Raw genomic sequence first — 23,760 nt, forward strand, 5'->3', positions numbered from 1 at the left:
CGTAAGGTATTATTTTAGCGCAAACAAGGAGGTGTAGAACCTTACACCCACGTAACTGCCTGGCAGCAGCGCTTAAGCGCATCGATGTAGAGCTCACCAAAGGGCGAGAGGCTCTTCTCGTCGTGGGTAACGTAGCCAACTTCCATGTAATCATCAACAGCTAGAGGAATTGCAACAATGTTGGGGCCATTGAGCTCTTCGTTAATAAGACCGGTGCTGATGGTGTAACCGTTCAAGCCAATAATCAGGTTGAAGATAGTGGCGCGGTCTCGGACCATGATGTCCTTATCGCGATCAAGTGTTGCCAGAAGCTCCTCGGAGAAATAAAACGCGTTGTGCTCACCCTGCTCGTAAGAAAGGCGAGGGTAGGGGGCAAGATCGTTGAGCGTTACTGACGGGCGCTTTGCCAGCGGATTATCTTTTCCCACAAAGACGCTTGGTTTGCACTTAAACAACGGCGAGAAAACCAAGCCCTGATCCTGCAGCGTTTTTCTAATAACGCGCTCGTTGAACGAGTTGAGGTAGAGAACGCCTACTTCACTTCTTAGCTTTGAGACATCTTCAATAATCTCGTACGTTTGCGTTTCTCTGATACGGAAATCATACTTTGAGCCGCCGTGCTCTTTAATCAGGTTGACAAAGGCTTCAACTGCAAAGGAATAGTGCTGGCAAGAAACGCAGAAGCGCTGCTTAGAAGGGGCGGTGCCCAGATAGCGCTCTTCAATAAGGTCAGTCTGCATGACAACTTGCCTGGCGTAACTCAAAAACTCCTCGCCATCTGCGGTAGGTTCAACACCCTTGCTGGTCCTGTTAAAAAGGGAGATTCCCAGCTCGGCTTCAAGTTCTTTGACTGCACTACTCAGGGTAGGTTGCGAGATAAAGAGCTGTTTAGCTGCGGCGTTAATAGTGCCTGCCTTAGCAATAGCAAGAACGTATTTAAGTTGAGTCAGAGTCATAAGTCAGGTTTCTACGCAAAGGTTTTTCTCGCCTTATTTAACGCCGTACTGCTGGTAGTAGACGTCAATGGCGCTCTTCAAGGTGTCGTCGATAATAACTTTGCCGTCAACCTCTTTGTTGTAGAGGGCCTCGGTAACCTCATCCATGGAGACAATGGCTGCGGTTGGCATGCCCCAGCGCTCGGAGACTTCCTGGAGAGCTGCAACTTTTCCGCCCTTGCCAACTTCCATGCGATTGAGTGAGACAATAAGGCCAACTACCTCGATGTTTGCAATAGAGGTAATCAGCGGATAGGTCTCTTCAATTGACTTACCAGAAGTGGTGACGTCTTCAACCATGACCACTCTCTGGCCGTCTTTGAGCTCTGCTCCTAAAAGCATGCCCGCATCAGCGCCGTGATCTTTTGCTTCTTTTCTGTTGGAGCAGTACTGAACCTGTTTGCCATAGAGCTCATTGATTCCCATTGCAGTGATAACGGAAAGAGGAATGCCCTTGTACGCGGGACCAAAAACCACGTCAAAATCCAGGCCAAAGTTGTCATGAATGGCGCGAGCATAATAAAGTCCCAGCTTGTGGAGCTGCTCGCCAGTGACATAGGCGCCTGCGTTCATGAAGAAAGGAGATTTGCGACCACTCTTGAGCGTAAAATCGCCAAATTTGAGTACGTTGCTCTGGACCATAAACTCAATAAACTCGCGCTTGTAGTCTTCCATGGTTTCTCCTTTAGCAGGCCTTTTAACGTGGTAGTAATTTACAGGCATATTCCACTGCACTAGTTTAGCCGAATTGCAGATATGTGTTTTATGGCGCGGTGTTTTATGGCGCGCTTCGACCTCGCTGTGTGAGATTAGCGTAATTACCGCCAGATATATAAAAGTGAACGTTTGCCATGTGGTTATGCGGTATTCTAAATAGATATTTGTTCGTCTCGCAGGATAGTCCTGCAGAGCGCAGGAAAAGCCTGCAGAGTGAGTTACAAGGAGGGTATGCCCGTGGAGCGCATCACGATTTCTGCATTGTACGCAGATGCAGAGCAACTTGGTGGCCAAAAAGTTACGGTGGCCGGCTGGGTACGTTCAGTAAGGGATATGAAGAATTTTGGCTTCGTCACACTTAATGACGGTAGCTGCTTCAAAGACCTACAGGTTGTTATGAATCGTGAGAACCTTGGCAATTACGAGGAGGTTGCTTCTTGTGGCGTTGGCGCTGCTCTGATTATTCAGGGTGTCCTTGAGCTTACTCCTGATCGCCCACAGCCTATTGAGCTACAGGCGCAGACCATTGTGATTGAGGGACCATCCAGCCCAGATTATCCAATGCAGAAGAAGCGTCAGTCTCTCGAGTACCTTCGTACGCAGCAGCATCTTCGTCCTCGCACCAACATGTTCCGTGCGGTTTTCCGCATCCGTTCTGTGGCTGCCTTCGCCATCCACCAGTTCTTCCAGGATCGTGGCTTTGTCTATGTGAACACTCCAATCATCACTGCATCCGATGCTGAGGGTGCAGGCGAGATGTTCCGCGTTACCACGCTTGATCTAAACAACGTTCCACGTACCGAGAAGGGCGATGTTGACTACTCAAAGGACTTCTTTGGTCAGTCTTCTCACCTTACCGTTTCTGGACAGCTTCAGGCAGAGAACTTTGCTATGGCCTTTGGTGATGTGTACACCTTTGGTCCAACGTTTCGCGCAGAGAATTCCAACACACGCCGCCACGCTGCAGAGTTCTGGATGATTGAGCCAGAGATGGCTTTCTGTGATCTTGCACAGGACATGGATGTTGCAGAAGAGATGCTCCGCTACGTTATTGCGTATGTTCTTGAGCACTGCCCAGATGAGCTTGAGATGCTTAACAAGTTTGTGGATAAGGGTCTGCTTGAGCGTCTGAACCATGTTGCAACTTCTCAGTTCTCTCGTGTTTCTTATACGGAGGCCATTGAGATTCTGCAGGAGGCAGTAAAGGCTGGTCAGAAGTTTGAGTACCCTGTTGAGTGGGGTATTGACCTTCAGACTGAGCACGAGCGCTACCTCACCGAGCAGCACTTTGGAAAGCCAATCTTTGTCACTGATTATCCAGCAGAAATTAAGGCCTTCTACATGCGCCTTAACGATGACGGCAAGACTGTTGCCGCAGCTGACTGCCTTGTCCCAGGTATTGGTGAGATTATTGGTGGCTCACAGCGAGAAGATCGTCTTGAGCTTCTGGAGAAGCGCATTGTTGAGCTTGGCATGAACCCCGACGATTATAAGTATTACTTGGATCTTCGTCGTTACGGCTCTTGCACACACTCTGGCTTTGGTCTTGGCTTTGAGCGCCTTGTTATGTACCTCACCGGTGTGGATAACATCCGCGACGTTATTCCTCACCCTCGTACCGTTGGCAACGCTGACTTCTAAGATTGCCGGTCACAGGCGGTATAGGGACGCGTGGATAGAGCACTAGCTTTACCGCCACAGTTGCCAAGTCTTTCAAGTTGGATTTTTGCGTGCAGATTATGCATAGCCGTTATGCAAGAACTGCATAGCAGAGATGCGAGATAAAAGTTTTTCTCGCCATATACCGATATATTTGCCCGTTGGCAGTAAAAATAGGACGTTCGTGCAAAATTGCGCGGGCGTCCTATTACGCTATAAGGAGCAGCTTTCTGCAGATGACCAGCGGAGGTAAACATGGTAAAGACTTTGGTTCTTGTACGACATGGTGTATCTGAACGTGGCTCTGAAGACATGAGTCGAGAGCTCACACGTGCTGGTCAGAGGGCTTTATCTGCCAATTATCCTCATATCTTTGGCTTGTTGGGACCAGAGGGTGAAGAGGCTGAGATTTGGACAAGTCCTGCCCTTCGTGCACTTGAAACTGCAGAGATTGTGGCAGAGGCGCTGGATTCTGAGGGCCTAGAGATTCATGACTCCCTTTACGATCAAGATCTTCCTGCACTTCAGGCAGAGCTTGAGCACGCTGATGCAGAAACGCTGATTCTTGTTGGTCATGCTCCATTTTTGGGCTATGTTGCAGAGACTTTGCTGGGATTTGAACTTCCGCTGACAAAGGGTGCCGTATGTGCAATTGACGTACGCGGTTCACTTGGTCATCAGCATGAGTGCGTCTGGAAGCAGCTTGGAGATGTTCGCGAGCCTCACGGAAAGCTTCTTTGGCTGGTCAGTGGCCCTTCCACTCAGCCCTGGGAGACACTTGACGCCCTTGATGAGGCATGCGCTCACGCAGCAACCAATCTGGAAGACGCATATGTAGAGTTCCGCGCTCATCCAGAAGACCCTGCAGTTATCGCAGCATTTAGGTTTGCTCTTAGGGGAACTCAGCTGCTTACCAAGTTCTTCTCGCCACTTCTTAATGAGGAAGCAGTTGAGATTGCTGAGCCTGTTTATAGACTGATGCTTGGTGCAACTACGCGCCTTCGTGAGATTGATGGCTTCTCTGATACCGTTGCAGATCTGATGGAGTCCGGAGAGCTTTCTCAGGGCTCCAAGCTGGTCAGCGCTGTCGAGGCAGCTCGCGAGAATGAGCGTGATCGCGTCTGTGAGGCTCTGCGCAAGAAGGCAGTTCGTCGTAGTCTGCGCTGCGCGTTGGATGAGCTCTTTGAGCCCGCTTGGTCAGACGCGGTACTAAAAGATGGCATCTCGTTTGAGGATGTCAGCAGCCGCTTTGATTACATGCTTGAGACTATTGATGCACGCCTGTTTGGTCTGGATATGACTAGCTTCTCTGAGGTACACCATGCAAGGCGAGAAGTTCGTGAAGTTGAGCACATTCTTTTCCACCTCAGTGACATGTTGGGCGAGAAACGCGCAAATTACACCCAGATTATGCAGGATATTGACTCTGAGCTCAGCACTGTTTGCACAGCTCAGCGCAACATTTCTCTGGTCAAAGAGTGGAAAGACTCCATGGACTTCAGAGATGTTACCTCAGACCTCGCAATTGTTTCAGAACATGAAAAAGTTTTGATTGAGCGTGTTATTGAGGGTAGGGAGACTAGTATCCTTAGATAATCACATAGTCCACGTTTGGAGCGCATTGACGTTTGCGCGGCGTGGATGATGATTATGAGGGAGGATGCTATGTCTGAGAGCATCGAGACTCGCTGCGTGCAGGGCGGTTATCAGCCTGGTTGCGGTGAGCCTAGGCAAGTGCCTATCATTCAATCAACCACGTTCAAATATGACGAGTCGATGCAGCTTGGAGAGTTGTTCGACCTCAAAGCTGCGGGCTATTTCTATTCTCGCGTTCAGAACCCAACGCTGGATAATGTAGCTTCAAAGATTTGCGCTCTTGAAGGCGGTACTGCTGCAATGCTGACTTCTTCTGGTCAGGCAGCAAACTTCTTTGCCGTCTTTAACATTACTGAGGCCGGAGATCACTTTATTGCGCTTTCCACCATTTATGGCGGCACTTTTAACCTGTTTGCTATCACCCTTAAGAAGATGGGCGTGGAGTGCACGTTTATCTCGCCAGATGCAACTGACGAGGAGATTAATGCAGCATTCAGGCCAAATACCAAGTGCGTCTTTGGTGAGACTGTTGCAAATCCCGCACTGGTTGTCCTTGATATTGAGCGCTGGGCAAAGGCTGCTCATGACCATGGCGTGCCACTGATTGTTGACAATACGTTTGCCACGCCTGTGAACTGCCGTCCTCTTGAGTGGGGAGCAGACATTGTGACCCATTCCACGACTAAGTATATGGACGGTCACGGCTCTGCTGTTGGCGGCGCAATTGTTGACGGTGGCAAATTCGACTGGGCTGCTCACGCAGACAAGTTCCCAGGCATGACCCAGCCTGATCCTTCGTATCACAACCTTGTCTATGCAGATACCTTTGGTAACGGTGGCGCTTTTATTACCAAGGCAACCGTTCAGCTTATGCGTGATTTTGGTTCTATTCAGTCGCCACAGAACGCTTTCTATCTTAACCTTGGCCTTGAGTCCCTGCACGTTCGTATGGCTCAGCATTGCAAGAATGGTCAGGCAGTTGCCGAGGCACTTGTAAACAATCCTAAGGTTGCGCACGTAAGCTACCCTGGTCTTCCAGGAGACAAGTACTACGAGCTGGCTCAGAAGTACCTGCCAAACGGTTCTTGCGGTGTTATCGCCGTTGACGTTGCTGGCGGTCGCGAGGCTGCCGAGAAGTTCCTGGGCAATCTCAAGGTCTTCTCCATTGCAACACACGTTGCAGATGCTCGTTCTTGCTGCTTGCATCCAGCTTCTTCAACGCACCGTCAGCTTACTGACGAGGAGCTTGTAGCAGCAGGTATTACCCCAGGTACTGTACGCTTGAGCTGCGGTATTGAGGGCACCGAAGACCTTATCAACGACGTCGAGCAGGCACTTGCTGCGCTGTAGGTAGACGCTCTATAACCGCTCATGTTTATGGCGAGAAGATCTTGGAATCAGAAGATCTTCTCGCCATGTTTTTGTGAGGAGTACGTTGTTGCGCGGAGCTGTGAGAGCGCGGGCTATTGAGCTCGGGAGATAGACTCTGGGTCCACATGCTCTTCTGGGCTGGAGAGCTCGGGAGCGGAAAGCTCTGCCTCGGTGAGTTCAAAGTTCTCTTCCTGTGTACCATCGGATACAGCATCAGCACCATCAACACCGTCTGAATTCACACCTTTGAAGTGCTTGCGATAGATGTGGACGAGGCAGCCAATAGAGAGCAGTGCTGAGAGTATATTGGACACAACTGACACGTACCAAAGTGCGTCCAGACCAAATGGCTTCAGTATCAGCAGTGAGCTGATAGGGAAGATAAGTGCCATAAAGATGCTCAAGAGATTGGAAATCTTTGTCTGCTTCAGGGCAATGGCAAGACTTTCTGTGCACATGGTAATCCAGCTAAAAATGAAGATAAAAGCGTGAATGCGCATAGCTGGGATGGCCATATTGAGCAGCTCTTGCGTTCCTTCAGGCAGGTAGAGCTTAACCAAGAACTCCGAGAAGAAGAACGAGACGCAGAAGGCAAAGATGCCAATAATGATGCCTGTGGAGAAGATGTACTTCTCGATAGCAAGCACTCGATCTTTTTTCTTTGCGCCCCAGTTGTAGCCAATGGCCGGCTGCATGGCATCGGCCTGTCCATAAATGAGCGGCTGGATGAGGCCACCAGAGTAGAGAAGCACGCCATAAGAAGCAATGGCAATATCTCCGCCAAGGCTCAGTAGGGCAGCGTTCATTAGTAGCGAATAAATCCTGCTCGAGATGTTCTGCATAAAGATAGGGAAGCCGTTTACAAAGATTTCTTTGATATGCGTCCAATTAAAGTGTGGCTTTACAAACTTAAGGATTTGCTTGTTGCCAATAAAGGGCCAGATGCCATAAAGGGACGAGAAGGTAATTGAGATGCAGTAACCCAGTGCCGCATACTCAACGGATAATCCCAAAACTCCCAGGAAGTAGTATTCAAGTACGGTTCCTAGAATTGCAGAAATAAAGGCAATGCTGGTAGAGCGCCTAATTTTTCCACAAATTTTAAGGAAGTTATCAACGGCGTATGAGATGCACATAACTGGCAAGAAAAGGGTCCATACGCGCAGGTAGATAGTTCCTTGTTCGGCAATCTTTCCTTGAGCACCCATCAGTGCTAAAACGTTTGGCGCACAAAAGAAGAAGAAAATGCCGCTGATAACGCCTGTGGTAATAAGCATGATAAATGCAATGGTAAAGATGTTATTAGCAGTCTGGTGGTTCTTCTTGCCGTGCTCAACGGCAATAACTGCAGAGGCTCCAACGCCAATAAGGTCGGCAACCGCAAAGCAGAGAATAACTAGTGGAATGGCAATGGTAACCGCGCCAAAGGACTCCTGACCCAGATATCGTCCAACAAGGATTCCATCTGCAGTGTCGTAGAGCATCGACGCAAGCATGGCAATAGCACCCGGGAGGGCTGCTCGTAAAAATAATTTAAATGGTGGTGTTTCCGCAAAAAGCTTATTCGATTCCATATTTCTCCTCGATTAATGGTGGAACATGTCAGACAAACTCGTGGTGTGGACATGTGACACGCTCACGAGAAGATTAAAAAAGCATCGAACAAGCCTCCTTACATACTTGCAGGTACACGGACAGTTGCAAATACTAACACAGCAAAGTAGCTAATGCTATGATTTATTTGAACATTTAGGACAAGTGTGAGGATTTTTGTGTCAGTGGAACAGAAAAAAGAAATCGGTGCCGAGATTGCCAAGCTGGCTGAAAATTCAAAGGTAGGAGAGTTCTCTAAAAAGATCACTGCGGCATCCTCTGAGCTGGCAGAAAACGTTTCTGAAGTAGCAGAGCGTGCCGAGAAAATCCTTGTAGTTGACGAGGAGGAACCGCTGAACCGTCCTACATCTGACCGAGTTAAGGCTACTGTTCCTAGAACGCCAGCACAACATATCTTACGTATCGTTTCAATTGTATTGATTATCTTAGGCGTAGCAGATGTTTTAACTACAACTGGATCTCTTTTTGCAACTGTTATGGGCTTACAGCCTGCTATTCCTTTGGAGAGGCTTGAGTTTAGTGGCGTGTATTTTACGTTTAGCAATAACGTACTTCTGGGTTATGTATTTGTACTTCTTATTGGTATGTTGCAAGTTATTACCTCAATATTTGGATTACGTGCCGCCAAAGACTCATCAAAAGTTGAACCATACAGATTTCTTTGCTATCTGATTGGCTTGATTATTCTGGTAGGAATTTTATGGGCCTGGGGTAGAGGAGAGTTGATTATTCTTGATCCCTTTGTTCAACTTAATACTATAGTTTACGTGGTAATTTGTTCAAATCTTGCGGATAAAGTAAAGAAGGAGCATGACCAGGATATTGTGGGAACTACATATTGGCGCTCTCGTCATCAGCGAGTTCTTCATTTCTTTTCGCTGGTCTCTATTGCATTGAGCGGAATTGCACTTTTTCTAGTTCTGATTCTGCTTGGACTGCATGATTTTTCTAGAGTTGTAAATCAACCAGTTTTAGATACGGTTAATCAATTCCTTGAACAACAGGGAATCCTTACCATTTTCTTAGTAACAGTTGGTGCAGTATTTTCTCTTATTGCAGGTCTTTTAGCTCTAAAGGGTTCAAATGATGCCCGATTTATTAGACCGTATATTCTTGCGGTTACCGTTATCGTTCTGTTTGACATAGTAAGAATTGTCTTTACAGCATTAACACAGGGCATCCCTGCCGTAAACAGCCAAGATATCTTTGAGTTGGTTTATAACGCCACGGGATGGTACTTGGCTATTCGTATTGAAGCAGGACTTCCTAATAGCTATGGTCTACGCTTGTGGAAGAAGATTTGTTCCAATGCGTAGCATGTAAAAAGCAATTGCTTGCAAAAAGCCTCTGTATCTGAACTGCCTCCCATTTCTTAGACACAAAAAATAGGAGGCAATTCAAAACACACCTAAGTCGGATAATCTGTTAAAAAGACGTATACATGACGCAGAAAATACCTCAATCATGCAGATTATCGTCATTAGATGTGTAAAATGCCCTCATCTGAGCAGATTATCCGACTTAGGTGTGTTCCGTAGATACAGAATTTATCGATAGTTAAATTTCTTATATAAGTCTATTCATTTTCCAGCATATTAGATTAAGTTTATGCATAGAGATGCATATCGGGTAGTGCGGCCGCCTAGCTGCCTGGCTATCTTGATTGGGAACATGTCGATTCTTCAGCGAGACCTACCAAAGCTGCGCTATTTTGTGCGCCAGGCCTAAAAGCCGACGCTAACACGCTGCAGAATCAAATCCCCCGCATATGAACTGCCTCCCATTTCTTATGTCCAAGAAATGGGAGGCAGTCAAATCAAATGGAATACAGAGGCTTTGTTTTAGCGTTTCTGCTGTTTAATTAATTTACAGGTCAAGCTGCATCAGGCGAGCAATGCTGACAATGTAGATCTTAAGAGCACGCTTGAGCCATTCCTCAGAGACTCCCTCGTCAGGACCATGCTCCATACCAACCCACTCTGGCAGGTCTTTTGCGGCCTTACTGTCATAAGGACCAAAGGCAACGGCGCGCTTAAAGTGACGTGCATAGGTGCCGCCACCAATAACAAACGCCTGCTCATCGCTGCCAGTGTACTCATGGAAGGTATCAAGCAGGGTAGTATTCTCAGGGGAGCTTGGGTCAATGTAGAAAGGCACAGCATCGGAGAGAACCTCAAAGGTGCAGCCATGAGCCTCACCAAGCTCAGTCATGCGCTTAGTGATTGCCTCGCCAGTGGTTGAAGTAGGATAGCGAGAGTCAACAGTCTGTACGTACACGTCACCCTTGGTACGGATAGTACCAGAGATGCAGGTCAGAGGACCAAACTTGTCATCAGAACTCTGGATACCAGTACCAGTACCGTCAGTAGTTGAGCAAAGCTGCTGCGAGAAGGTCAGGAAGTCGCGCTCAGCTTCACCGCAGAGGTTGTTGTCAAGCAGATAGGTTACAAGCAGGCCAATTGCGTTGACAGTTCCCTCAGGCATGGAAGCGTGTCCACCCTTACCTGTTGCGTTAATGCGGGCAAGCTTGGTGCCATCATCTTCAACACCTGCGTCCTCAACCTTGATGGAATCAGTATCAGCCAAGGTAGAAGCGTCAGCGCGAACAAGTGCGCTTGCAAGTCCTGGAATTGCGTTAGGTACGGTGCCACCGTCAAGCTCAACAATCTTCTCGCTGTTTGCTCCAGCAATCTTTGGAGAAGTGAACTGAGCGTGGTACACGCCCTTCTCGCCGCAAATAAGAGGGAACTCAGCATCAGGAGTAAAGCAGAATGCTGGCTCTGGATACTTGGAGAGGTAGTAAGGAACATCACCCATGCCAGTCTCCTCGTTGTTACCAACGATGGCACGCAGGGTGTAAGGAAGCTTCTTGCCAGTCTTTTTTACCTGCTCAACAAAGTAGTGTGCTGCCCAGAGCGAGAGCGCAAGAGGGCCCTTATCGTCAAGAACGCCACGGCCCAGGATGAAGCCCTCACGACGGGTAACATCAAGTGGGTCTACCGTCCAACCCTTGCCCAGAGGGACAATATCGGAGTGAGCGATGGTGGCAAGGTACTTCTCGGACTCACCAGGAAGGTCGCCAAAGCCCAGGTAGCCGTCTACATCTGTAGTCTCAAGACCCAGGCGCTCTGCAATCTCAAGGCCGCGGCGAAGTGCCTCATAAGACTTTGGACCCCAAGGCTTGCCAGGCTCTGCTAGAGACAGATCCTCAACGGACTCTACCTGCACAAGGTAGCGGATATCCTCAATAATCTCTTCCCAGTGCTCGTTAACAAACGCCTCGGCGCTTGCTTTGAGTTCTGCATCAGTCATGAAAACTCCTCTAATTCAAACGTTTGACCTTGAAACATATGGAGAGCAGCGGTTTTAGCCACATCCCGCGTATGAAATAGACAAGGTCGGGAACAAGGTACTAGTTACACTATACTTAATACCCCTTATCAAAGGAGTTAACTATGACGAAAAAGACTTTTATTGGAAACGCATCATTTCTTGGCGTTTTAACGGTTTTGGGAATTGTTTTGATGGTTCTGAGGCAAACGCTGCCTCAAGACACTTCCACGCCACTGTTCTATTCCTACATTGTTGCGCCAATCATGCTGTATTTTGGCATTGCTGGCCTGGTAGGCCTGCTTATTGCACGCAATACCGGCTTCTCGGTAACTAAGACATTGGCAGTTGTGCTGCGTACGCTTGCTGCAATCCTTTTTGTACTGCCATTCTTTTTCTTTCTGATTGTGGTGCTTCCTTGGGTTCTTCTCCGAGGACTTTTTGCAATCCTTATGGTTGTCATGCTCTATGCACCTTGGTTCTGGGCGCTCTTTGGCTTGCTTTACGGCTTGAGCTGGGCTCAGCAGAAGGTTATTGAAGACATTACTACTGACCCATTTGCAGAAGATGCAGCTGCTCAGAAAGCTGCTGTCGAGAAGACCGATGCAGTTGATACAGATGCAGCTGACGGAGATGCAATCAACTAACGGTATAACTCCGCGTTCCAGATAGCCCAACAAGAAAGAAGTAACCTGTGCTTGAGCTTAAAGGTATTTCAAAGCGTTACAACACTGGTGGATTTGAACAGACTGCAATGGACCACATTTCCGTTGCGTTTAGAGATAACGAGTTTGTAGCAATCCTTGGTCCTTCGGGCTCGGGTAAGACTACTATGCTCAATGTCATTGGTGGTCTTGATCGCTTTGATTCTGGAGACTTGCTGGTAGATGGTATTTCTACTAAGAAGTTCAAAGAGCGAGATTGGGATACGTACAGAAACAATCGTATTGGTTTTGTATTCCAGGCCTATAACCTTATTCCTCATCAAAGCGTGGTGAGTAACGTTGAGCTTGCGCTGACGCTTTCTGGTGTCTCCAAGACAGAACGTCATGAACGTGCGCTTGAAGCCCTTGATAAGGTTGGCCTTAAAGCACACGCAAATAAGCGCCCAAATCAGCTTTCTGGCGGACAGATGCAGCGCGTGGCTATTGCTCGTGCGCTGGTAAACGATCCAGAGATTCTACTGGCAGATGAGCCAACAGGTGCACTTGACTCTTCAACATCCGTACAAGTTATGGATTTGCTCAAAGAGGTGGCCAAGGACCGTTTGGTCATTATGGTTACGCATAACCCAGAGCTTGCACACCAATATGCAACACGTATTGTTGAGCTGGCAGATGGTCAGGTAACTGCTGATTCAGATCCATTTGATGTTGCAAGCGTTACTCGTCGAGAAGCCAAGCCTTCTCGCAAGACCTCTATGTCGCTTTTGACTGCACTGGGTCTCTCGTTTAATAACCTCATGACCAAAAAGGGTCGCACGCTTATGACCGCATTTGCGGGCTCAATTGGCATTATTGGTATTGCAGCAATTCTGGCGCTGGCAAATGGTGCAAACGGTTACATCAAAAAGGTTGAGGAGGATACGCTTTCAATGTATCCACTCACCATCTCTGAACAGTCCGTTAATATTTCTTCCTTTATTTCTGGAAGTGGAAGCAGCTCTGACTCGGCTGATTCTCAAACGCAAGATGCACAAAGCGAGATGACGCAAAATCAGAAAAATGCAGAAGCTGCAAAGCTAGAAAATCAACCTGCTGAAGGTGCTATTCCTACTAACAATAGGCTAGGTATGCAGGCTGAAAGTATTGGCTCTAATGACCTGACCAGCTTGAAGGCTTTTCTCGACAATAATGGCGGCGGCATTAACACGTATGCCAGCGCTATTACGTATGGCTATTCTGTAAGCCCCTTCATCTACCTGCCGGCAGGCGCGGACTCTGGCTCTTCTAATCCTGTTCAGGTGCAGCCAGACGTTACTTTCTCTAAGGTATCGCCTAAGATTCCGTCATATAGTCCACTGGCTTCTTTTGCAAGTACATCGCTTTTTGGTGAGCTTCCTGGCAATCCTTCTATTTACGAGGATCGCTATACTGTTCGAGCTGGTAGATGGCCTACTGCTTGGAACGAGGCTGTTTTGGTGTTGCGTCCAAACGGCACCATGGATGATTTTTTGGAGTATACGCTTGGCCTGCGTGATTACGCTGGCCTGCGCTCTACCGTTGATAAAATTGCAAGTGGAGAATCCAGCACTATCGAAGAGTCTCATAGTACATACACCTACGAGCAGTTGATGTCTCCAACGTTTAAGCTGGTTATGCCTAATCAACGTTATGTTTGGGATAGTAATCTTGGTGTCTGGACAGACAAATCCGATGATCAGTCATACATGAATAACCTCATTGCCAATGCCCCTGACCTGCATATTGTTGGTGTTGTTCAGGCAAAAGACCCAACTACTACGGGAGCGCTTTCTGAGGGCATTTACTACACACCACAACTGACTCAGAAGATGATTTCTGATGCAGAGACATCTCCTATTGTCCAGGATCAGATGAATCGTCCAGATGTTGACGTTTTCACTGGTAAAACCTTTGAGGACGAGAAGAACGGTCAGACTTCTGAGGGACTTTCTATCGGCTCTCTCATTTCCGTTGATTCTAACGTGCTGTCTTCGGCGTTTAACTTTAATTCACAGGCGCTGAACTTCTCGTCAATTAATCTGTCTGGCTTGGATATGTCCTCGCTTGACCTTTCTGACGTGCAGCTACCAGCTTTTGATCCCTCACAGCTTAATCTGTCTGACAGCAATGTACTGTCTTCTGTTACGTCTTCGCTTGATCCAGCTGCGCTGGCGGCGGCTTTCCCAGAACTCTCTGCAGCAGACATTCAGCAGATTCTTTCTGGCATTACCGTTAATTTCAAACCGGGAGGACAAGCTGCTATTTCTTCGCTTATGGGCAATATTGCTCTGGGATGGAACTCTTGGAGTGCTGCTAATCCCGGCAAAACCATGGCAGACTACCTTGCAACAGATCAAGTGCGCACGCAGATTGTGACTACGGTTTCTTCTGCGGTTGATACTGATGACCTGCAGCAACAGCTGGTTACTGCTCTGGCAAATAAGCTGGGAACCAATCCAGATCTTCCAAGTGTCCAGGCTGAGGTTTCTCAGAGGCTTATGAGTGCTTATCAATCACAGATTGCAAGTGCTCTTTCTGCAGCTATTACGCGCGCTATGAGTGCTTACGTGCAGTCTGCGTTAACCAGCGTGATGACGCAGGTTGCTTCCAGGATGCAAAATCAGATTGCAGGCGCTCTCAATACAGCTATGCAGGGCGTTGCGGCAAATATGTCCAATGCTATGCACATAGATCAAGCAACGCTCGCAAGTGCCTTTAAGCTCAATGCTGACCCATCGCAGCTCGCAGCTATTGCCGCGTCAATGCTAAGGGCAACGCCAGCAACGTATGAATCAAATCTTACTAAGATGGGATATGCGGATCTTAATAAGCCCACGTCAATCAATATTTATCCTAAAGACTTTGCAAGCAAAGAGAAGATTGTTGAAATTCTTAATACGTACAACGCTGATGCAAAGGCTGCAGGTGAAGAGTCTAAGGTAGTTACGTATACCGACATTGTTGGTGCGTTGATGAGTTCTGTCACGCTGATTGTTGATATGATCTCGGCGATGCTGATTGCGTTTGTATCTATTTCGCTTGTTGTTTCCAGCATTATGATTGGCATCATTACGTTTATCTCGGTACTTGAGCGCAAAAAGGAGATTGGTATCCTGCGCTCCATTGGTGCTTCCAGGCGAGACATTGCCAACGTATTTAATGCAGAGACGTTTATCGAAGGTCTTATTTCTGGTGTTATGGGTATTGGCATTACGCAGCTACTCATTTTGCCCGCAAATGCTGTGGTCAAAGCCATGTTTAACGTAGACAACCTGGTGGTCTTGCCGCTGAATGGTGCGCTCATTTTGATTCTGATTAGCGTTGTCTTGACGCTCCTTGCAGGTCTTATTCCTGCAGGTAGGGCAGCTAAGTCCGATCCAGTTCAGGCACTGAGAAGCGAGTAGCCTACTGCCTAAGCGCGTCATCTGGCGAGAAGGTCGTCGAGCGGTACGTTTTACCTCACAAGAAAAGCCCTGTCATACGCGTGTATGACAGGGCTTTTACGTTTTTATTGCAGCTACCAGGCCTAGTTCTCCTGGCCGTCAAAGAGGTCGACAACCTCAAGACCAAGCTTGGAGGCTTCAATGGCATCCTTTGCGCCAAAGACAACAATCGAGAGGTCATCATAGCTTTGAGGCATAGTGCTTCCCAGTGCCTTGATGTCTTCTACCTGGGCGTGAAGGATTTTCTCGCGAAGTTTACGCAAACGCTCTGGGTCACGGTGGTTGAAGTACTCAATGTCTTGCCTGCGAGCAAGCATGCGAGCGGGAACAGGAGCGTCAACGCCTGCAACAGAGGCAACTACATAGCCCTCAAACTCGTCAGCGTCTGGAGTCCACTCAGAGAGCCAGCTACCTGCACCAACATAGCGGTCAAGGGTCGCATCAAGCGCAGGGTCTCGGTAGGAGACAAAGCTCTGCAGGCCAGCAATGGAGTTTCTAAACATAACGCCATAAGCGCCACCCTTGACGCGAACCTCGTTCCACAGGTAGTCAAGGCCCAGAACCCTGGTTGCAACAAGCCAGTTACCCTGCTGTTCATTGGTTGCATGGGCAACGTTTGGATAAGAGAGACCAACGTAGGAAACGTTTGACGGAATGATATACGCCACGCGCTGCAGCTTACCCTCAGGGACAACAAGTGTCTGCGTTGCACTGTCTACCTGCGATTCATTGCCCTTCTTGAGGTTAAGATCTCCAGCTACTTGCCAGAATGCCTCACGGCTCTGAGTGGAGCCGGTAAAGCTGACCGTAACGTTGTCTGCGCGGAAAATCTTACAAGTAAGCGCATCCAGGTCTTTTGCAAGCTGAGGAGCGCGCTCATCCCAGTTGGCAAGCAGGTTCTTTAGGTACTCGTAAAAGCCAACACCTGCTAGGGCATCGTTTACGCGGCTAGCAGCAGAATAGGAGGTTAAAGCCTTATTCTGTGCAGCAGTATGGCCCGCGCCTAAAAAGTACTGCTCCTGTGCAATGCGTCGCTGAATCAAGATGTTCTTGAGGCGGCCCAAGTCATCAAAACGCGTGCTGGACCAGACCTCAGAAGGAATGCTTGCAAGCCCCTGGGTTTTCTCGGCAAGGGCGCTTGCAGCAACAATAAAGGCGGGATGTGCCTGGTCAAGGGTGTCGCGGTCATAGATATCCGTGAAGAACGAGAGGTGACCAAGGTTGCTCTCAATAAGGATGTCAAGCTCAGATGCGGTATGTGTAGCCGTATCAAGCTTTCCTAGCGCCTCAGCAAGAATGCCCACAAGAGGTAGCTCTTCGAAGGTAACCGCGTGGGTCAAATCAAAGTAATGGTAGACGTAGTCGATGCCGTGAGTATCCAGCTCGTGCGCAATGCATGATAGGGGAGCTTCAACCTCAAAGCCAGCAGGACGCTCTCTACCTGCACCGATATCACTGAGCGAGAGGGACGGCAGCTTGGCTAAGTCTTCTGGAGCGTCAGGTGTTTCTTGCTCCAGACGCAGTGCCTCTACCTCTGCGCGGATCTTCTCGACGTCCTCATCAGTGAGCGTGGAGCGAAGTTGTGCCAGTTCAGCGGCTTCTTCCTGAGCCTCTCCCTCGTCTGTAGGGACAAGCTCAACCTGAGCTGCGTGCTTGCTGTTGCAGATGAGCTCCAGCAGCAGCTTCTCAAAGCCCTTTTGAGCTGCAAGTTCTTTGACGTAGGCAATGGCATCCTCGTAGCGGATGTAATCCAGAGGGCGTGCGTCGTCATAGAGCCAGCTTGAAAGCGAACGCAGCGTGTACTCAATACCGTTTGAATACGGCTGATCATTTTCGCGCAGGTTAAACTCTGCAAGTGCAATGGAAGCATTGAGCTTCTTTGGATCAATGCCTTCGGAAGCAATCTTTTTGCAGGTGGTCTCTACCAGCTCACGGAACTTTTGAGCTGCACCTTCTTTAAGGCCTTTGAGCTGCAAGAAGAGCATAGGTTGGGCAAGGTCGTCGGAGAGATAGTAGCTAAAGTCATCGCCAAGCTCTGCGTCAAGAATTGCACGCTTAAGCGGAGATTCATTGGAGCCCATGAGGGTGTCAAACAAGATATCTGCTGCCATCATCTTATTGCGCTGGTCAGGCGTTCCAAGTACGTAGCCCAGGCCGACGCTGGAGTTGTCGGCTGTAGTGTTCATGCGGACCTGGCAAGGCTCGGGCAACACGGGCGCCTGCAGGTTAAGCGGATTAGGGGCACCTGCATCGCGTTTCTCGACAGCTGAAAACCTCTGGGCAATGAAGGAGAGCTCACGCTCACAGTCAAGGTCGCCGTAGAGGAAGGTGTAGCTGTTAGAGAGGTCGTAGTGGCGAGCGTGGGTGTCCAGGAAGTTCTCGTAGGTGAGCTCGGGGATTGCACGAGGCTTACCACCGGATTCTTTGCCGTATGCGGTGTCTGGGAAGAGAGCCTCGCTCACAGAATCGTAGAGTACGCGATCAGGGTCAGAGAGGGCGCCTTTCATCTCGTTGAAGACAACGCCGTTATAGCTTAGATTGCCCTGCTCGTCAGCTTCTAGGTGCCAGCCTTCCTGCTCAAAGATGCGCTTGCGTTTATAGATTGCAGGATGCAGAACGGCGTCTAGGTATACGCTCATCAAGTTTTCCAAGTCAGCTACATTGGTGCTGGCCACAGGGTATACCGTCTTGTCGGGGTAGGTCATTGCATTCAAGAACGTCTGCATAGAGGTCTTGAGCAGGTTAACAAAAGGCTCCTTGACAGGATAGGCATCGGAGCCACAGAGAACAGAGTGCTCAAGGATATGGAAGACGCCTGTGTGGTCTACAGGAGGTGTCTTAAAAGCAATGGCGAATGAGCGATTATCATCGTCGCAGGCAAACCACATAAGGCGAGCACCTGTAGGAACATGCTTAAAGATGTAGGCATAGCCAGAAATCTCGTTAACCCACTCAGCTGAGATTACCTCAAAGCTCTTGTCTTCTGCATGAAGCGTACCAACAGAAAATGCGCTGTCCATCTGCGAATACTTGGATGTCATAAGCTGCCAATCTATACGAAACCTTACGTGAGCATTAATGCCGTTTTGGACCATCTTGCCCATTTGAACCGTTTGGAGACTTGAGACTCCGCATAAAGCAGGGTAAGGTGGATTTTTGTTATTGTGATACTACCGCGTCAGAGAAAAAGTGACACTTGTATCCGTATTTTGTAATGAAAGATTTATACCCAGATGAATGATTTCATTTCTTATGAGAGCGATGTGGAGTCTTCTAAGGCCACAGACGTTTTAGAGACTTCTGCAGAAGAGGAAGCACTTGGAAGCGATGACGCTGAAATAACCCCTGATAACAAGAAGAAAATCTATCGAGGAATGCTCTTTGTCTTGATTGGTGGAGCTTCCTGGGGCGCATTTGGAACCGCTGCAAAGTACCTGCTTGATATCTATCACGTTGATCCGATGTGGTTGATTGATATTCGTGAGCTTTGTGCCTGCTGGTTATTCTTAGGAACTGCTTTTGCGTTTGATAGAAAAAATCTCACAACTGTCATTAGGATGCCAAAAGAGCTGGCAAAGATTTTTGTTGTCAGTCTGTTTGCCATTCTTTTCTCGCAAGTTGCTTATATTTATGCAGTTAATGCTACTAATTCTGGAACCGCAACAATCATGCAGTCGTTGGGCATGCTGGGCGTTTTAGCCTTTGTCTGTGTGGTTGGCAAGCGCTGGCCTCGTCGTCGAGAGATTCTTGGTATTGTTTTGGCGCTTATTGGCACCTATCTCTTGGTAACAGGAGGAAATCCAGGCACGCTTAGCTTGCCAACAGCAGGTATTTTCTGGGGCGTTATGTGCGCGTTTGCTCAGGCAGCTCTTTCGATTTTGCCAAAGCCTCTGATGGAAAAGTGGGGAAGCTTTACCGTTAATGGCCTAGCTTTTCTGTTCTCAGGCACGCTCATTGCCGTGTTTTATCAGCCCTGGAACCATATGCCTCAGCTGGACGCCTTTGGTATCTTGCTGGTAGTTATTGGTGTGCTGGTGGGAACCTTCTTGGCGTACGGTCTCTACCTGCAGGGCGTTAAGGACGCAGGCTCACTTAGAGCGGTCCTGCTGGGTACTATCGAGCCCGTTATGGCAACCATCACCACCGCACTGGTTCTTGGAACTACCTTTAGCGTTGCCGACCTCATCGGCTTTGCCCTCATCCTAGCGATGGTCGTGCTCACCGCCTAACCGTGCCCAACAACAAAACCCCGCAGGCAAACTGCGGGGTTTTAACGTTCTCTAAAGGTTGTGTGGCCAGGGGCTTAGATGAGTTCCATCTGCGTGAGAACTGCCGAGTACCAGCCGTTTGGATTTGCTGGGTTGTACTTTGCAGCGCCAGAGACAGAAAGCCTTCCGCCGTAACCAGCAGCAAGACCAGCTGTGTGATCCCAGATAGCCTCTTCCCAGCTACCCCAGCTTGAAGAGCCCCAACCCCATGCGTTGTAGGGGAGGAAGTTATACCTACCCTTTGTACTCTCAACTGCAGAAATAGCAGGCGATAAACGCGGATCAACGCCGTAGGCCCATGCAGCCTCGGCAAAGGTTGAGCCGTAGCCAGCAAGAGGGGAGCCAGCAAGATAGGCGTCAATTCGAGCGCCCCAGCTGCTTACAAAGTTGGTCTTATCGCTTGACCAATCAACATTTTGAGCTGAAGGAGTTGATGGGGTAGTGACCTCAGTGGTATTACCAGAAGCGTTGGTAAAGGTGGTCTCAGCAGAAGCCTCTTTTAGTGCTTCTTCTGCAGCAGCTGCTTCTGCTGCTGCCTGTTGAGCTTGCTCTGCCTGCAATTGCTCTCTTGTTGCAATTGCTGCATTCATAGCATCCTCAGCAGCCTTCTTCTGCTCCTCTGCTTCTGCCATCTGTGCATTTAATGATGACTGAGTCTCAGAAAGCTCTTTACTAAGGTCAACCAGGTGGTTGATAGCATCTGAATTTTTGTTCTGGATAATCTCAAGATACTGAATAACAGCAATCAAATCATTAAAGTTATCTGCCGATAAAAGCAGATCAATAATTCCCATGGAGCCCTGCTGCATGCGATACATTGCTCTAATAGACTCTGCAGCTTTTAAGCGCTGCTCTGGGAGTTGCTGTTCAATCTCTGCAATACGCGCCTCATTATCTGCAATCTGTTTTTGCAGTTCAGCCACACGCTGATTGGCGGCATCGTAATCAGAATTGGTCTGCTCTACCTTGGCCTGGAGCTCTTCAAGAGTCTCTGCCTGAGCTCTTGAGACGCCAAACAAAAAGGTATTAACAACAAGCACTGCTGCAAGGAGTGCTGTCATAAGGGTAGAGCATGAAGGTAAGCGTCTGTGACGCATATATTTGTTCAAATCGACCTCCGCGATTGGGGGCTTCCGATTAGTGCGCAGTTAGTGCCATCCACTCATTACTGGCTTCAAGCGCAAGGTCAGATAACACTTGACCTCAAAAATACGCATAATCGCTTCTCTCCGCTCGTGCGAGGGTGTCAATTCTACTTGTTTTTGGCTTCAAATGCCAACTTTGCAGAAAACAAGGCACTTTTAAAGTAGTAAAGTCGTTAGGTAAAACCGTGAACGGTAGGAAAAGAAAGGGCGAACGGATTGCGTACAATAGGTTCGTAATCAGTCCCCAAGGAGGTTTTAGTGGAGTCGGCAATTTTGTGGATTGAAGCGCTTAAATCAGCGTTATTTGGCGTAGTTGAGGGTATTACCGAGTGGCTACCTATATCATCAACAGGCCATATGCTGCTGCTCAATCAGTTTTTACCACTCAACGTCTCTGAAGACTTTTGGAATATGTTCCTAGTAGTTATTCAGCTTGGCGCAATTCTTGCAGTATGCGTGGGATTTTTCCACAAGCTCAATCCCTTCTCGCCAAAGAAATCCAAGGACGAGAAGCGCTCTACCTGGAAACTCTGGGCAAAAGTGGTGGTCAGCTGTGTTCCTGCTGCAGCAATTGGCCTGCCGCTCAATGACTTCATTGAAGAGCATCTTGGAAGCCCCTTTGTTATTGCTGCAACTCTTATTTTCTACGGCATCATCTTTATCCTGCTTGAGCTCCATCGCGAGAAGGTCGCTGCAGCAGTAAAGGTTGAGGTGCCCCGAGGCAAGCACATGAGCCCAGATGCTGCAGCATCCCTTAAGGCTCCCTCTGCCGACAACCTGGCCCGCGTACAAGACATTGACAACCTGGACTGGAAGACCGCGCTTGGCATTGGCGTTTTCCAGGTACTTGCAATTGTTCCAGGTACTTCAAGATCTGGTGCAACCATCCTGGGCGGTTTAGCACTTGGTTGCTCGAGGGCAGTGGCTGCTGAGTTTACGTTCTTCCTGGCTATTCCTACTATGGCCGGCGCTTCTGCGTTGAGACTTGTACGCTACTTTATGAAGGGCAATACCTTTACCATTCCCGAGGCAGTTATTCTGGGTGTAGGTTGCCTGGTAGCCTTTATTGTTTCGCTGGTTATGGTTCGTGCGCTTATGGGTTATGTCCGCAAGCATGATTTCAAGCCTTTTGGTGTGTACCGTATTATTTTGGGTATTGCTGTTATCGCATACTTCCTGCTGGTTAAGTAGTTTTTGACCTACAAGCATTACTACCTATGCATTTACGCGCGGTGAGTTTCTCGCCGCGCTTTTTTGCGCAAAACATATGGAAAAAGCGTGGAAAACCTATGAAAGATATATGTAATCTCTCTTGGCTCATTTACTAAGAATTGCCTTGTCCTCTATGCTCTTACGGCTGATTTTTTGTCGTAAGAGTAAGTAATTACTTGTAATAGTTTCAGGAGGATTTATGCGCCACATTAAGACGCTTCAGAGAATTGCGTGCACGCTTGCGCTTGCGCTTGTTGCAGTTCTTGCAGTTTCTGCACCAAAACTTGCGTTTGCAGACAGTATTGATACATCTACACCAGGTGTAAAGGTTTCTGTTTTCTCGGCTGACGGTAATGCCGATACATCTAGGGTTCTTACAGATAATCCTCAACATTCTGGCCACCAGACCCCTGTTCCTGGTCAGTATGGCGAGATTGTCGTTCGCGTTGGTCAGACCATTAGAGACACCGGTGCGTATTCTCACTACACCACTACTCGTCCTGGTTTTGCTCCTTTTGGTGTAACCACTACTCTGGTCACCGCAGGCGCTTATCCTGAGCTCCCTGCTACTGACTATGACTTTACGTATGCTTTCTACGGAAACAGCAACACCGTTACTAACAACGGTGGTCAGTTCTATTTTGAGTTCACTGGTCGTAAGGTAACTCCTGCTAACCAGCCTGTTACCGCATTTTTCCTTGTTACCATGCAGGGAGATTCAACGGACCCTGCTAACGTTGGTGGTAACACCACTCACCTCATGTGGGTTGGCTATCACATCCACGTTATTCCTGCAGAGACCACCCCAACTCCTACACCTTCTCCAACACCATCTGCAGTTAATCAGCTCATTTATGACGCAAATGGCGGTACCATCTATGGCAACGCAACTTATACAGAGTCCAAGACTCCAAATAACCCTCGCACTTACGGCTTTGCTGAGTACAACATCATTGAGGACCTGCCTGTCCGCGATGGCTATAAGTTTGAGTTCTGGAAGCGTTCTTACGTTGATAACCACTTCCGCTATGTTGGTGCTTCTGCTGTTCCTGCAGATGCAAACAACAACCCAGCTGGCGATAAGCGCTATGTTTCTGAAACTACGGTCTTTAACATGAGAAGCCCTTATACCCTGACTGCTGTTTGGAACCAGGAGTATGAGCTTAGCTACGATGCAAACGGCGGTACTGGTGCTCCTGCAGCACAGAGCGGTTACTTTGGTATTGATAGCAACACCGCTGATTCTCTTACTGATCCTAAGAACGAGACTGTTTCTGCGACCGTCCCAACTCGTGATGGCTACATCTTCAAGGGTTGGAAGCTTGACGGTACTACCTACCAGGCAGGAGATCAGGTAACCCTTACCACCACCACTCCTAAGGTTGTTCTTGTTGCAGAGTGGGAGCCAGAGCCAGTTGCTCCTGTTACCCCAGAGAACCCTGCTACTCCAGAGAATCCTGGTACTCCAAGCATCCCAGGCAACCCTGGCGGTCCTCTGACGCCAAGCTTCCCAGGAGCTCCAAATCCTGCAGCTATCCCGTATTATGGAGGCTCTGTGCTTCCATACACTGGTGATGAGAATCACTCGCTTAGCGCTATTGTTATGGCATGTGTCGCAGGTGGCGTGATTGCACTGGCTGTTGTTGCTCGCGCAAAGAGCCGTCAGACAAACTCCATGAACTAAGGCAAGCGTTTGGGCTAGAAGATCTTCTCGCCATTTAGGTGCA

At 48.5% G+C, this 23,760-nt stretch carries 15 protein-coding genes; 9 read left to right on the forward strand and 6 right to left on the reverse strand.

The window, feature by feature from the left end:
• Positions 1-41: 41 nt before the first annotated feature.
• Positions 42-956 (reverse strand): LysR family transcriptional regulator, encoded by a 915-nt coding sequence (locus ACO5GU_RS05110; protein WP_484813820.1) that lies wholly within the window; start codon positions 954-956, stop codon positions 42-44.
• Between the two features lie 33 nt (positions 957-989).
• Entirely contained in the window at positions 990-1,670 is a 681-nt protein-coding gene (pyrE, locus tag ACO5GU_RS05115; protein WP_484845641.1) for an orotate phosphoribosyltransferase, read from the reverse strand.
• 279 nt (positions 1,671-1,949) lie between these two features.
• On the opposite strand from pyrE, the gene asnS reads away from it, so the two are divergent.
• From asnS to ACO5GU_RS05130, 3 genes are all read left to right on the forward strand, one after another.
• Positions 1,950-3,353 (forward strand): asparagine--tRNA ligase, encoded by a 1,404-nt coding sequence (gene asnS / locus ACO5GU_RS05120; protein WP_484819405.1) that lies wholly within the window; start codon positions 1,950-1,952, stop codon positions 3,351-3,353.
• A 273-nt stretch (positions 3,354-3,626) separates the two neighbouring features.
• Positions 3,627-4,967, forward strand: a complete 1,341-nt coding sequence (locus ACO5GU_RS05125) for a SixA phosphatase family protein (protein ID WP_484810776.1) — start codon at positions 3,627-3,629, stop codon at positions 4,965-4,967.
• Between the two features lie 69 nt (positions 4,968-5,036).
• Positions 5,037-6,317: an O-acetylhomoserine aminocarboxypropyltransferase/cysteine synthase family protein gene (locus ACO5GU_RS05130; protein WP_484930351.1), complete on the forward strand. Its 1,281-nt coding sequence runs from the start codon at positions 5,037-5,039 to the stop codon at positions 6,315-6,317.
• Between the two features lie 113 nt (positions 6,318-6,430).
• Here ACO5GU_RS05130 and ACO5GU_RS05135 read toward each other — a convergent pair whose 3' ends face one another.
• Positions 6,431-7,912, reverse strand: coding sequence for an MATE family efflux transporter (locus tag ACO5GU_RS05135; protein WP_484930352.1), 1,482 nt, complete (start codon positions 7,910-7,912; stop codon positions 6,431-6,433).
• Positions 7,913-8,116: 204 nt separating this feature from the next.
• Between ACO5GU_RS05135 and ACO5GU_RS05140 the strand changes: the two genes are divergently transcribed.
• Positions 8,117-9,268 carry a hypothetical protein gene (locus ACO5GU_RS05140; RefSeq protein WP_484930353.1) on the forward strand — a complete coding sequence of 384 codons (1,152 nt, stop codon included), beginning with the start codon at positions 8,117-8,119 and terminating at the stop codon, positions 9,266-9,268.
• Positions 9,269-9,818: 550 nt separating this feature from the next.
• On the opposite strand, the gene ACO5GU_RS05145 is transcribed toward ACO5GU_RS05140, so the two are convergent.
• Positions 9,819-11,264, reverse strand: a complete 1,446-nt coding sequence (locus ACO5GU_RS05145; RefSeq protein ID WP_484854309.1) for a Sapep family Mn(2+)-dependent dipeptidase — start codon at positions 11,262-11,264, stop codon at positions 9,819-9,821.
• Between the two features lie 143 nt (positions 11,265-11,407).
• On the opposite strand from ACO5GU_RS05145, the gene ACO5GU_RS05150 reads away from it, so the two are divergent.
• Positions 11,408-11,929 carry a hypothetical protein gene (locus ACO5GU_RS05150; protein WP_484854311.1) on the forward strand — a complete coding sequence of 174 codons (522 nt, stop codon included), beginning with the start codon at positions 11,408-11,410 and terminating at the stop codon, positions 11,927-11,929.
• A 47-nt stretch (positions 11,930-11,976) separates the two neighbouring features.
• A complete protein-coding gene (locus ACO5GU_RS05155) occupies positions 11,977-15,369 on the forward strand; it encodes an ABC transporter ATP-binding protein/permease (protein WP_484930354.1) in 3,393 nt (1,130 codons plus the stop codon).
• Between the two features lie 122 nt (positions 15,370-15,491).
• Here ACO5GU_RS05155 and ACO5GU_RS05160 read toward each other — a convergent pair whose 3' ends face one another.
• Complete coding sequence (locus ACO5GU_RS05160) at positions 15,492-18,512, reverse strand: insulinase family protein (RefSeq protein WP_484930355.1); 3,021 nt, start codon at positions 18,510-18,512, stop codon at positions 15,492-15,494.
• A 129-nt stretch (positions 18,513-18,641) separates the two neighbouring features.
• Here ACO5GU_RS05160 and ACO5GU_RS05165 point away from each other — a divergent pair, with 129 nt between their 5' ends.
• Positions 18,642-19,637, forward strand: coding sequence for a DMT family transporter (locus ACO5GU_RS05165; protein ID WP_484863684.1), 996 nt, complete (start codon positions 18,642-18,644; stop codon positions 19,635-19,637).
• Between the two features lie 74 nt (positions 19,638-19,711).
• Here ACO5GU_RS05165 and ACO5GU_RS05170 read toward each other — a convergent pair whose 3' ends face one another.
• Positions 19,712-20,785 (reverse strand): coiled-coil domain-containing protein, encoded by a 1,074-nt coding sequence (locus ACO5GU_RS05170; protein WP_484847190.1) that lies wholly within the window; start codon positions 20,783-20,785, stop codon positions 19,712-19,714.
• 294 nt (positions 20,786-21,079) lie between these two features.
• Here ACO5GU_RS05170 and ACO5GU_RS05175 point away from each other — a divergent pair, with 294 nt between their 5' ends.
• Both ACO5GU_RS05175 and ACO5GU_RS05180 read left to right on the forward strand, forming a co-directional pair.
• Positions 21,080-22,012 carry an undecaprenyl-diphosphate phosphatase gene (locus tag ACO5GU_RS05175; protein WP_084054998.1) on the forward strand — a complete coding sequence of 311 codons (933 nt, stop codon included), beginning with the start codon at positions 21,080-21,082 and terminating at the stop codon, positions 22,010-22,012.
• Positions 22,013-22,232: 220 nt separating this feature from the next.
• The gene (locus ACO5GU_RS05180; protein ID WP_484847191.1) at positions 22,233-23,717 is read left to right on the forward strand and encodes an InlB B-repeat-containing protein; all 1,485 of its coding nucleotides are present in this window, start codon (positions 22,233-22,235) and stop codon (positions 23,715-23,717) included.
• Positions 23,718-23,760 lie beyond the last annotated feature (43 nt).

Source organism: Lancefieldella sp. (genome assembly GCF_057237245.1).